This window comes from Pseudovibrio sp. SCP20, assembly GCF_057774105.1.
This window is the reverse complement of the sequence record NZ_JBYMDH010000004.1, coordinates 407524-419982: the sequence shown is the minus strand read 5'-3', so window position 1 is coordinate 419982 and position 12459 is coordinate 407524. Positions and strand designations below refer to the sequence as shown.

Below are 12459 nucleotides of genomic sequence, written 5' to 3'. Positions count from 1 at the left end.
CACTGCTGGGGGACTTACGCGAGTTCTTGCTCGCGCATATCTTCCGCATTGATGCCTGCGACAGCAACAGGTGCTTTCATGGCGTCTCTGCGGAAAGGCTCTCCAAGTTCCTGATTGAGGATCACCTCAATGAACGTGGTCTCGTTGCGCTCCATCTGGCCTTCAATGGCCTCATCCAGAGTCTTGCTCAGCTCATCCATGCTGAACACCTGAATGCCCTTGAGGCCACAAGCCTCTGCAATCTTGGCGTACTGCACTTCAAGATTAAGCTCAGTGCCAACGAAGTTATCGTCGTACCACAGCGTGGTGTTGCGCTTCTCCGCACCCCACTGATAGTTGCGGAAGATCACCATAGTGATCGGCGGCCAGTCATCACGGCCACACGCCGTCATCTCGTTCATGGAGATACCAAAGGCACCATCGCCTGCGAAACCGACGACGGGCGTATCAGGGCACCCAATCTTCGCGCCTAAAATAGCCGGAAGGCCATAACCGCATGGACCGAACAGACCCGGAGCAAGGTACTTACGCCCTTCGTCAAAGCTCGGATAGGCATTACCAATCGCACAGTTATTGCCAATGTCAGAAGAGATGATCGCTTCCTTCGGCAGTGCAGCCTGAATAGCGCGCCATGCCATGCGAGGAGACATCTTTTCAGGCTCACGGGTACGAGCGCGCTCGTTCCATGTGGTGCCCGGATCATCATCCTCGTGATCCATGGAGGACAGCTCCTGCAACCAGGCTGACTTTGCGTGGTGCACGAGAGCCTCACGTTCTTCACGCCCGTCGTTGCCAGCATGATCAGCCAGTTCTTCCATGATCTGCTCCGCCACCGCGCGGGCATCCCCCTGAATACCGACAGTGACTTTCTTGGTCAGGCCAATCCGGTCAGAGTTGATGTCCACCTGAATGACCTTGGCTTCCTTAGGCCAGTAATCCATGTCATAGCAGGGTAGGGTGGAGAACGGGTTGAGGCGTGTGCCAAGAGCCAGCACCACATCCGCCTTGGAAATCATCTCCATCGCTGCCTTTGAGCCATTGTAGCCAAGCGGCCCAACGGAGAGCGGATGATTGCCGGGGAACGCATCATTATGCTGATAGCCACAACACACCGGCGCGCTCAGCTTCTCCGCCAGAGAGGCAGAGGCCTGAATAGCACCGCTCAACACCACGCCCGCACCGTTCAGGATCACAGGGAACTTGGCATCTGAAAGCAGTTCTGCAGCCTTCTTGATGGATTGCACACCACCACGCGGCTTTTCCATACGCACGATCTGCGGCAGCTCGATATCGATCACCTGTGTCCAGAAATCGCGCGGCACGTTGATCTGAGCTGGGGCACATCCGCGCCAGGCCTTCTCAATCACGCGGTTCAGCACTTCTGCAATACGAGAAGGATCACGAACCTCTTCCTGATAGCAAACCATATCCTCGAAGAGAGCCATCTGCTCAATCTCCTGAAAGCCACCTTGTCCGATGGTCTTGTTGGCTGCCTGCGGGGTAACAAGCAGCAAAGGCGTATGGTTCCAGTAAGCTGTTTTGATAGGTGTCACGAAGTTGGTGATGCCAGGACCGTTCTGAGCAATCGCCATGCTCATCTTGCCGGTGGCGCGGGAGTACCCGTCCGCACTCATGCCCGCGTTGCATTCATGGGCACAATCCCAGAACTTGATACCTGCGGCGGGAAAGAGATCCGAAACCGGCATCATGGCTGAACCAATAATGCCAAAGGCGTTATCAATCCCATGCATTTGCAGCACTTTTACAAAGGCCTCTTCGGTAGTCATCTTCATCGCACGAATCCTCCCCATCACGTCACAGGCTCGGCTGTGATCTGCACATTCTGATATGCAATCAAACCTAGCGTGAGGTGGAGAAGAGCCTTAGGGCCAGATTCCGCTATAGCATTGGCCAGTTGCGTTGAGGAGCTTGAAGATAAAAGGAGAATGCCCTTCGACAGACCTTGAAAAAATGACCTAACTTACGTCAGCATCAAGGGAAACAAGGCTGGCCTTCATTAAACCGCGCAGAGAGTTCCCGATGTAAACTGCATCTGCCTCCTGCAGATCTGAAAGTGTCAGATCAGCCTCTTCCGCATACCCATGCTCCAGCAAACCAGCGCGGAACACACCGGGCAGCAAGCCGTGCTTCAGGGCTGGCGTCAGCAACTTGCCATCCCTGCGGATAAACAGATTGGTGAAACTGCCCTCGGTCAGATACCCGGCTTCATTGAGGAAGATGACCTCGGAGCACCCATATTGGGCGGCATAGTCGGCGCGTGTCTGATCATAAAACCCACGACGGCTGGTTTTGTGAAACAGGAAGCGGTCCTGCGAATGCACGCATTCTTCTGCAATGCAAACACGCCAATCATCACCGCTTGAAGCAGGCATCTCCTGCGCAGTGACTGATAGCTCGCCATCTTCCGCCAGATCAAGCCGCACCCGCATGGAGCGCTCAAAACCTGCAGCATGGTCCCCAAGCACACGCAAAGCTTGCTCCGGATTCCAGTTGAAGCCAAAGTAAGATGCGCTATCCGCCATTCGCTGCATATGCCGTTCCAGCAGTGTATAGCCATCCTCAGGCGTCCAGCCCATGGTTTCAAACAGGGTAAACCGTTCGTCTGAGGCCTTCAAGAAGTTCAGCTTCAACAAGCATTCGTCATATTCAGGAGAAGCACCGGAATCGAACACCACACCGGAGCCCGTTCCCATTTCCGCAGCACCATCCTCATCAATCACAAGGGTACGGATCGCCACGTTGAAGGTGAAATCACCATTTGGCTCAATCATGCCGATGGAGCCCGTATAGATCCCGCGCGGGCTCCTCTCCAAATCGTCAATGATCTCCATGGCCCACAGCTTCGGTGCTCCGGTGATGGAGCCACATGGAAACAGCTCCTCAATGATTTCAGGCAGTTCAGCCCCATCCACCAGCTCGCCAGTCGTGGTCGATGTCATCTGGAACAGGCTGCGGTATTGCTCAACCTCGCAGTGCGAGGGAACACAAACACTGCCTGCTTTTGTGATGCGAGACAGGTCGTTGCGCATCAGATCGAGGATCATTGTGTTCTCGGCGCGCGATTTCTCATCGCTTTGCAGCCATTCCTGAACGCGTGCGTCTTCATCTGTCGTCCGTCCGCGCTGAGCAGTGCCTTTCATGGGCCGCGTAGTCAGCTGCTTGCCTTTGCGCTCCAGGAACAACTCCGGCGAAATGGAAAGAACTTTCTGATCTCCCAGATGCAGAAGCGCCGCATATCCGACGGGCTGCTGAAACAGCAAATTATCAAAGAGCGCCGCTGCACTTCCAGTCTGTTCCAGCATCGCGCGCATGGTCAGGTTGATTTGGTAGATATCCCCCTGTGCCAGGTGCTGCTGCGTTTTTGCAAAAGCGGCATCATAGTCGCTCTTGCTCATGTCAAACTGGTTGATGTGAATAGAAGGGGAGGCCTCGTTGCCTGCAGCTTCCTTGAGCCACTGCGCTTCTTGCGCCCGAGACAAAAGCTCCGGTGCATCATAAACGCCAAACCAGGCAAGTGGCATGTTGCCAGAGCTGGAAAAACGCTGCTTCAGTTTCTCCTCAAAAGCAAAGCCGAACTCATAGGAGAAGAAGCCTGCCAGATGGTGACCTGCTTTGCGTTCTTGCTCCAGCTGCTGAAGAAACTGAGGGACTTCGGTAAGAGTTTGGCAGGTTAACACGCGCTGAGGGGCTTGGAAGAGACGCGCAGGCTCATGACTTAGCCTGTCGACAAGAAGTACCGTTCCAAACGCAAACTGCGCCATGCCTGTCCATTCTTATTTGGGTTACCCTTATTAAGAATGCTCAATACCAGCCCGCCAGACCAAGGCAATCATAAAATTGTCTCCAAGTCCGTTTATTGAGTAGTTTTGCGTAAATTGTGATCGATTTTCTCTCAAATTCCGCAAAATGAAGCCGGAAGAGGCAAAATTGCTGAAGCAAGATAAGCACCCAAAATGCAAAACGGGTCACCAATGGTGACCCGTCAAACTCAAAAATTGAAGTGCTGATTAAGCAACGTCGTGGAAGAAGCGCTCCAGCGTATCGTGAACTTCATTGAGATCACCATCCACCTTGCTTGCTTTCTCTGTTACTTCGAAAACAGAACCTGTTGCTTCGTTCATGGCTTCACTAAGGCTCGCGATGCCTTGAGAAACAGCCATGGTGCCGTCAGAGGCTGCCAGAATATTGGCTGAAATCTCGTTGGTCGCATCACCCTGCTGGGTGATCGCTTCTGCAATTGCGCCAGTGTGAGAGTTCACTTCATCCATGGTGTGAGAGATGGAGCCAATCGCTTCCACTGCTTCACGGGTTCTGCCCTGAATAGCGGAAACCTGAGAGGCAATCTCTTCTGTCGCTTTGGAGGTCTGGTTTGCCAACTCTTTCACTTCAGCCGCCACGACTGCAAAGCCTTTACCGGCTTCACCAGCACGTGCCGCTTCGATGGTCGCGTTCAGCGCCAGCAGGTTGGTCTGCTCTGCAATTGCCTGAATGAGTGTCACAACTTCACCAATGCGGCTTGCAGCTTCTGCAAGGCTGCCAATGGTGTCATTGGTTTCCTGTGCACCACGTGTTGCGGCTTCCACCATCTCATTGGCCTGCGCAATCTGGCGCGCGATCTCGGAAATGGAGGAAGACAGTTCTTCAGATGCAGCAGAAACTGTCTGCACATTGCCGGAAGCCGCATCTGAGGAAGTAACCACCTCAGTTGTATGGCTGGAGCATTTATGCGTCGCGTTTTCCAGGCCTTTGGAAGCGGAAACAATGCTGTGCGTGTTCTGAGAAAGGCTCTTCAGCTGTCCGTCAACCGCATCACGCAGATCGGAAACATGCTTTTCAAAGAAAGCGATACGCTCGGACTGTTCAGCAATCTTCTGCTCATTCTCTGCGATTTCGGTAGCTGGTGTGCTGACGGTCGCAGCAGCTTCACTCACGCCTGTGCTTTCAGCAGGTGCTTCACCCTGCGTGCCAAGAAACGCCATGGTCACGCCAGCAAGCAGAACCAGAATGATCATGTTGCCGGAAAAAGTGCTCTGCTCACTCACCAGAAACTCTGGCATCACGAACAGACTACCGAGCAAATAAATCGCGGAAACTGCAAGGAAACCACCAAGTGCGCCACCATTGCGGGAAGAGCCTAGAACGACGAGCGGTGCAAAGAACAGAATGTTGAAGTCCACTTGCCAGCCTTCAGCATATCCGCCTAGCGCTGCGGCAGAACTTGCGAGGCCAGCCAGAACAGCAAGGCAAACGCCGGATGCAAGTTCTGAAGTGCCGGAGGTCTTATCTTTCAGCCACAGCGCAGTTGGTACAGCAGCGAGCAGGAAAGCAACTCCTGAAAGAATGCTCATGGTACCGGTGTCACCAGCCCAGCTCATCCCAAAGCTCAGGAGAGCAAGAACCCAGCCCAGAGCAATTGGCCAACTGGTTGAACCCATGTCAGATTGGCCTACCTCTTCTTCAAATCCGACTGCAGCACTCATTTCAGGTCTTCCCTTAATAGTATTGATGCAAAGCGCACCCAAATACATCTACCCAATTATTATCACGCGCTCTGACTTTGTAAGTCTCTGGAATCACAAAGGAACACGCACAACCGCAAGCAGCAGGCCAAGATTATCCGCCTGGAAGCTGCTTGACTGAATGAAAAGAGAAACACGCAGGAAAGAGCGAAATCGCCCAGTAATCACCTCAAAAACGAAAACGTTCTCCAGAATGAATTGCGTAAATCATTCCATTCAAATCTTAGTTGTAATTTGTATTAGATTTATGCTTAAGAGAAGCTTAATGGCGCGTTGGTGAGGGGCAAAAAAGCAAACAACACCAAAGCATACGCTTCGGTGTTGCCGCGTTGAAAATAAAATGAAAAATATAAATCGCTAAGTACGTGAAATAGTTGTCTTAGGCTGGTTCGTTCTCTTCAACCTTTTCATCTTCCATCGGGTCATCATAGCAGAAGCGAGTGCAAGCAGAGCTTTCCACGTCATTCAGGATGAACTTGAGAACGGAAGAGAGGTTGTCCAATTGGCTCTCGTCAATGTCACCGAGCAGCGCATGAGCTGCTTTGCGACGGGCTTCAGCCACTTCTACGGCTTTACGTTTACCGCGAACGGTCAGTTCTACCATCACTTCACGACCTCTGCGGCGCAGACGTCGGACCAACCAATCCTTTTCAAGGCGGTCGATCAGGCGAACGGTAGCGGAATGGCTCAAACGAACTTCTTTAGCGACCGTACCGATGGAGATGGCTGGGGAGCGTCTCATAATAAGAAGAGCCGCAACAGCGCTTGTTGAAAGATCTCCGTAAGCATCAACACTCGCATCTTCCAGTGCTGTACTTACTGCGGAAAGTTGGTCTGCAATATGATTTGTTCTCATCATAAATTAAATCTCTAAAATACTGTCCTGACGATTCTGACTTAGCGTCATTAGAGTTAATCCTAAAACTGCAATTTAACAAATGCAAGTTTAATAAAATTGAAAATAATAAGTATTTCGCATTGGTGCAACCTGCAAAATCAATAAAAACCGCCAATTCGGTCCCTGATTATTAGCAGGTTGCAATTATCCATAAATTATTTTTGATCACCTATTGCTGAGGGGATTGCGACGAAAACGGCAATGGGCAGGTCGCACCTGTGCCCCCAAGGCCACAGTATCCATCTGGATTCTTTGCCAAATATTGCTGGTGATATTCCTCAGCATAATAGAACACGTCGAGCCTACCGATTTCCGTGGTTATCGGCGTGTCTTTGCCGATTTCCTTGAGGGCCTGCTGATAGGTCTTGGCTGTTTCTTTAGCCGTCTCAATATCTGCATCGCTCGTCAAATAAAGCGCAGATCTATACTGTGTTCCAACATCATTGCCCTGCCGCATTCCTTGCGTTGGGTCGTGACGTTCCCAAAACACCTTCAGAAGTTGTTCCAGTGAAATCTCTTCTGGATTGTAGACCACTTTTACAATTTCGGTGTGACCGGTCTGACCAGTACACGTTTCATGGTAGGTCGGATTCTTGGTTGTGCCACCTGTAAAGCCAACGGCTGTTACATATACACCCGGCAGTTCCCAGAAGGCGCGTTCCGCACCCCAGTAGCAGCCCATGCCCACATAAATCTCTTTCATCCCGTCAGGATATGGCCCATCCAGATCATGGCCATTCACGAAGTGTTTGCCTGGCGTCATGATAGGAGTGTCCCGGCCAGGCAGCGCATTGCTTGCATCTGGCATTTTAAACTTGTTTGAGAGCATTCTGAGAAACGACATATTCACTTACCTGTAAAGACTCTGCATCACAGCAGGGTTGTGCTGATGCGACGCCGCTTGTCGCCATACCATAGCATAATTAGGCCGATTGGTCCGAATATAACCCACGGCGGCATCAACAAAATGCTTTGAATGATCGGATCCCAGAGGATAGGGCTCACGTACCGTTGGATGGCCGCCTGTGATGCATTGAGCGTTTCAGGTGACAGATCAAACCAGATCAGCCCCAGCGGTGTAGAGGTCCAGCTGGAGACCGCGATGCTCTTAGTGGCATCCACGACAAATGAGACCAGCGCAATGGCCACAAACCATACACCAATAAAACGCAGTAAAAATCCAACCACGTGTTTGCTTCCTTTTCCTGTCAGCATTCAGAGCGCACTCCCTCAGATCCAATTGGATCAAATCCCGAAGTGCCACTCTGGCAAAAAACTTGAGCATGATACGCAACTGCAAATGAACACCGCGCGCTCCAAATCCCATTGGAACCTGCGTGTATCCACAGTACCGCATGCAATCTAAGGTGCAACCTATCAGAACAGGGATAAGGACGGCTCTTAAAATCCAGTCAAAACTGCGTAATAGATTGTGAGTGGACGCCCGCACAGCCTCAGAAAAATGCCTTTGTTTTCATTCTGGTTCCACAGAGTGGGGAAACATCACAAAAAAATCGAAAAGACCTCTTGCGCCCCCCAAGAGTTTTGCATATACCCCCTCTCACGCCGCCGGGCACACCCGGTGAGCAGATTGCGGAGAGGTGGCCGAGTGGTCGAAGGCGCACGCCTGGAACGCGTGTAGGCGGGTAACCGTCTCCAGGGTTCGAATCCCTGTCTCTCCGCCATTACTTCCCCTAGCGCATTGAATGTAAAGAAAAAATTACCATAGCGCTAACTACGCCCCTCAAAATACCCCACATTTTGTGCTGCATGATATCGGCTGCAGACGAACGCCGCTGGACAATGTCTATTTTTTGTCAAAGTGATATAGTTCTCTTGTCACCTGCTGAGGCGCAAGCAAGATCACTGATGAACTCGCGCGCTGAATCTATTGAGTGCTTTGTCTGAAGTTTTGCAGGTTGATGCTTGGAGATGTGCATTCTCTTATCCCTCTAAATATTTTGTGGGGCTCCTTAAAAAACAACCTGACTGATCTGAGACCGACGAGCTCTACTCCAGTTATGTGACTGAAGGCATGCCGAGTATTCAAGTGCGATGAAAAGTAAATGCAATCAGATGCTAACCCAGCTTGCTTGGAGCACATTACAAATGTGATAACGAGACTAAATCTAGATTCTGATAATTACACGATTGTCGGATCTAATTTGCGTCCTAAGATCTATGCAAAATAGTTATTCTATCATAACGTGTGATTAGTATTTTATACGTCTCACGACGTCTTTTCGTTCTAATGAACGAGGATAGTAGATTGACAAGACAACCCGATTTTACGGCTGCGGCCTCTTTGGCAGGCTATATTTTTCAATGCCGCCTAGCTCTTCTTCGAGGACTTCAGTTGGCTAAGAAGAAGTCAAATGGTCAAATATCGATAGAAAAGTTTGATGATGTTTTCTTTGAGGATGGTGACTTAGCTGAGTGCATGATGCAAGCGAAGCATCACATAGTCCCAAAGCCTTTGGCAGACAAAAGTGTTGAGGTCTGGAAAACCATCCGTGTCTGGGCTGAAAGCTGGAAGTCTAGAGGGCTCTCAAATACTTCTACAGCGCTCTTTCTTATAACCACTGGTGTGGCGGAAGAAGGCACAGCTATGGCATTACTCCGTAGTGGCTCCACTGAAAGAGACAGACAAAAAGCGCGTGAACTCTTGTGTGACGCTGCAAAGACATCAACAAACAAAGAGACGTCTCATGGCCGCACTGCTTTTCTTGCCCTTTCACCAATCGAAATGGATTCGCTATTAGCTCGCGTTGAAGTCTTCGACAAACATCCAAATCTTGTCGATATGATGGATGAAGTTGAAGGTGAACTGCGGATTGTAGCACCCACGAATGCCAACTTAGCGTCTCAATATTTGGAAGGGTGGTGGTTGGGTCAAGTTGCTCCAAGGCTGGTTAGTGAAGGCAATGCAACTATCCCAGTACAAAACATTATTATCAAGGCAAGTGAAATTGGCAAGATGTTCGGACCTGAAACTCTTCCTGTCGATGATCCTGAGCGTCTAGGTGTAAAAAGTTATACAGAAGATGACGAGCGGACAATTTTTGTCAAGCAAATGAGAGAAGTCGGCGCCCCCAGTAGTACGATAGAGCGCGGTGTCAAAGATTTCTATCGTGCGTCTGCTCAGCGCTCCCGGTGGGCGAGGGAAAACCTGCTACTTGATGGAGAAGTATCGCAATACAATGAGAAGATACAAGATCTGTGGGCTAGAAAACGGGATGAGGAATTTAGTCTTTCCGACTTAAAATCGGAAGAGAGTAAAAAGTTGGCAGGGCGAAAGCTGCTCTTTTGGGCAACTCAGCAATCGATTGCGTTTCGGAATATCGTGGAGACATGGATAACATCTGGTTCATACCACGGTTTGGCGGATCGCGTCACTGTTGGTTGGCACCCAGATTTTGAAGCTAGATTTTCTGAGGTAGGCGACGGTGACTGCTCTTAAACGATGGGAAGAACGCCCTATCGAAGAGGCGAGTTTGTTTAATCCGGCCTTTATTGGAGCGCTTATTTTTGAGTTCGTAAAACCCTATGAAAAAGCGCATGTTCAGGGAGCTCCGATAACATTCTTGCCTCTAGCTCTTGCTGTCGTACTCCATAAGCCAACGAGGAAAAGATTACCGGGAACTACAGTTACTTCTATGTTTGAGTGGCTTCAAAATAATGAAGATGTGTTGATTGGCCTAGGCCAACGCTCGCGGGGGGTCGCTCCCTATATGCAGGAAGCCTTTAGATTTCTTCTATCGTCGAGCCACCTAGGCCTCAAAGACCGCCATTACATTGGAATAGGCCCAATTAAAGCAAACTTCTCACCAAAATTCTTGGAGAGTTCCACACCTGAAGTCCGTGAGATTGTGTCGAAGATGCAGTTCCTTTCTAGATGGTTTGCAAAATCAGGTTCAGAAACAACAATTTTGGCAGGTTGGGGAGTGCGACCGTGAGTTTTTCAATCAAGGCTTTAGTACTATACAGTCATACAGGTGAAACGCGTGTGTTGCCGTTCAAGACACATGGACTAAATATTATCACGGGGAAGTCAAAAACAGGAAAATCGGCAATTATTGATATCGTCGATTACTGCCTTGGCCGCGGCAGTTACAACGTTGCAGAAGGTACTATCCGAAAAAAAGTTGCTTGGTTTGGATTGCATTTGGTCAAAGGGAGTGATCATGTTTTCGTAGCGAGAGATAATCCTGGACCAGGTGCTTCAACTGGATCTTTAGTGTACTTCCAGCGAGGTCTCGAAGGCGGTTATCCTTCACTAGATCATATTTTCAAAAACACCACTGGCACGAGCCTTAAAAAATTTGCAACTCAGTTTGCAGGGATAGTTGAGAACGAACACCGTCCTTTATCTGGTACTCGTGATCCGCTTAGCGCAAATATTTCTCATGCCTTACTCTATTGCTTTCAAAAACAAAACACTATCGCTAGTCAGGAGCAGCTCTTTCATAGGATGAACGAGCAATGGTTACCCCAAGCATTGAAAGATACCTTTCCTTATTTTGCTGGTGCCGTTGATGAAGAGCATTTTCGTTATCTTGCTGAATTGGATGAACTGTCGAAGCGTCTTCGTCTGCTGGAGGCACAGGAAAGCAAGCGGCGGCAAGCTATTGAGTTAAGCCGCAATCGTGTTGTTCGTATTGTAAATGATGCAAAGAGAATAGGTCTTATTCCTCAGGAATATCAGCCTGTAGATGATACAGTATTCTCCTATCTTAATGATTTGGCTTCGAGGCCTGTAGAGGAACCGGGGTATATTCCTGATTTTGGAGAAACAATTGAAAGATTGAGAGGAGAACAATCATCCCTGCAAGCTCGCCTGACACAGTTAAATCAAGATGTCATCGCTGCTAGGTCGTTTTTAACTGCTCAGACTGATTTCTCTAGCGAAGGCACTGAGCAACGAGCCAGGCTGGAAAGTGTCGGTTTGTACAAAGGTGAGCGTGGCGATCACACTATTTGTCCGATTTGCGATAGCCACCTAACTGTATCTGTCCCTGAGGTATCGCAGATCAATCAATCACTTGAGTATATTGATAGCCTTTTGGACTCTGTTCATCGTGAAAGTCCACACATCCAAGCGCATATCGCTGATCTAGAAAGTCAGATCCAGAATGCGAGTGATGCATTAAAAGAAGTGCAGGTTGAGCTTCGGAGGGTAGTCTCAGAGGATGAGAATGTCCGTACCATTCAAGATCAGCTACTTGCAAAGGCTAGGTTTTCTGGAAAGCTTTCTAACTTTCTTGAAACGATCAATGATGATGACGGGGGGGCTGATCTAGAGGACGAAATCCAAGAACTTCGCAAGGCGATTGCGGCTGTACACGAAAAACTAAATTCCGATGAAACAGCATCTAAAATTGATGCATTTCTGAATCTCATCGGTCAAAAAATGACAGAATATTCTCAAAACCTCGATCTTGAGCACAGTGGAAGTTCACTTCGATTAGACATGAGAAAACTCACCGTGGTTGCTGATACCGAAGATGGACCGATTCCTTTAAGCAGGATGGGTAGTGGAGAAAACTGGGTTGGGTATCATGTGCTAACACACCTTGCACTCCATTGGTGGATGAGGAAGAGGAAGCGCCCTGTTCCAACATTTTTAATATTTGACCAGCCAACCCAGGCTTATTATCCGCCAGATAGAACAGAAGGTGGCCTCGATCAGCTAGAAACCGATGCTGACCGTCGCGCAGTACAGGCTTTGTTTGAGCTTATGGATAAGGCGAGCAAAGAAATAGAAAGTCCGTTTCAGCTGATAGTGCTCGATCATGCTAATCTGAGGCTGGATTGGTTTGAAAATGCTATTGTTGAGGAATGGCGTGGCGATATGGCGCTAGTGCCGCGCGAATGGCCATCGCAATAATCCGTCATCGTTTCTTACAAAATACTAAATTGATAAGCAGCCTGTAGCTCCAATGCTCCGTTTCTTTTTTATAGATAAAGAACCTTCTAAGGTGCTCTACAGTCTTCCCCAAAGTGGTAAAGGGAGCCAAACTT

9 protein-coding genes and 1 tRNA gene are annotated in these 12459 nt (G+C 49.4%); 4 read left to right on the top strand and 6 right to left on the bottom strand.

Annotation, left to right across the window (positions count from 1 at the left end):
* Positions 1–14: 14 nt before the first annotated feature.
* The 6 genes from xsc to AC3CB2_RS17820 form a co-directional block, all read right to left on the bottom strand.
* The gene (xsc, locus tag AC3CB2_RS17845; protein WP_014283784.1) at positions 15–1793 is read right to left on the bottom strand and encodes a sulfoacetaldehyde acetyltransferase; all 1779 of its coding nucleotides are present in this window, start codon (positions 1791–1793) and stop codon (positions 15–17) included.
* 183 nt (positions 1794–1976) lie between these two features.
* Positions 1977–3782, bottom strand: a complete 1806-nt coding sequence (gene pabB / locus AC3CB2_RS17840; RefSeq protein WP_352934975.1) for an aminodeoxychorismate synthase component I — start codon at positions 3780–3782, stop codon at positions 1977–1979.
* Positions 3783–4028: 246 nt separating this feature from the next.
* Positions 4029–5501 (bottom strand): methyl-accepting chemotaxis protein, encoded by a 1473-nt coding sequence (locus AC3CB2_RS17835; RefSeq protein WP_352934972.1) that lies wholly within the window; start codon positions 5499–5501, stop codon positions 4029–4031.
* A 418-nt stretch (positions 5502–5919) separates the two neighbouring features.
* Positions 5920–6399, bottom strand: a complete 480-nt coding sequence (locus AC3CB2_RS17830) for a MarR family winged helix-turn-helix transcriptional regulator (RefSeq protein ID WP_014283787.1) — start codon at positions 6397–6399, stop codon at positions 5920–5922.
* 208 nt (positions 6400–6607) lie between these two features.
* On the bottom strand, positions 6608–7282 hold the full coding sequence (gene msrA, locus AC3CB2_RS17825) for a peptide-methionine (S)-S-oxide reductase MsrA (RefSeq protein WP_352934969.1): 675 nt from the start codon (positions 7280–7282) through the stop codon (positions 6608–6610).
* A 26-nt stretch (positions 7283–7308) separates the two neighbouring features.
* Positions 7309–7626 carry a hypothetical protein gene (locus AC3CB2_RS17820; RefSeq protein ID WP_352934966.1) on the bottom strand — a complete coding sequence of 106 codons (318 nt, stop codon included), beginning with the start codon at positions 7624–7626 and terminating at the stop codon, positions 7309–7311.
* Between the two features lie 407 nt (positions 7627–8033).
* Between AC3CB2_RS17820 and AC3CB2_RS17815 the strand changes: the two genes are divergently transcribed.
* The 4 genes from AC3CB2_RS17815 to AC3CB2_RS17800 all read left to right on the top strand — a co-directional run bounded on the left by AC3CB2_RS17815 (position 8034) and on the right by AC3CB2_RS17800 (position 12325).
* Positions 8034–8123, top strand: a tRNA-Ser gene (locus AC3CB2_RS17815).
* Positions 8124–8794: 671 nt separating this feature from the next.
* Positions 8795–9898 (top strand): ABC-three component system protein, encoded by a 1104-nt coding sequence (locus AC3CB2_RS17810; RefSeq protein ID WP_352934963.1) that lies wholly within the window; start codon positions 8795–8797, stop codon positions 9896–9898.
* On the top strand, positions 9885–10394 hold the full coding sequence (locus AC3CB2_RS17805; RefSeq protein ID WP_352934960.1) for a three component ABC system middle component: 510 nt from the start codon (positions 9885–9887) through the stop codon (positions 10392–10394). The genes AC3CB2_RS17810 and AC3CB2_RS17805 overlap by 14 nt, the downstream gene beginning before the upstream one ends.
* Positions 10391–12325 (top strand): DUF3732 domain-containing protein, encoded by a 1935-nt coding sequence (locus tag AC3CB2_RS17800; protein WP_352934958.1) that lies wholly within the window; start codon positions 10391–10393, stop codon positions 12323–12325. The genes AC3CB2_RS17805 and AC3CB2_RS17800 overlap by 4 nt, the downstream gene beginning before the upstream one ends.
* Positions 12326–12459 lie beyond the last annotated feature (134 nt).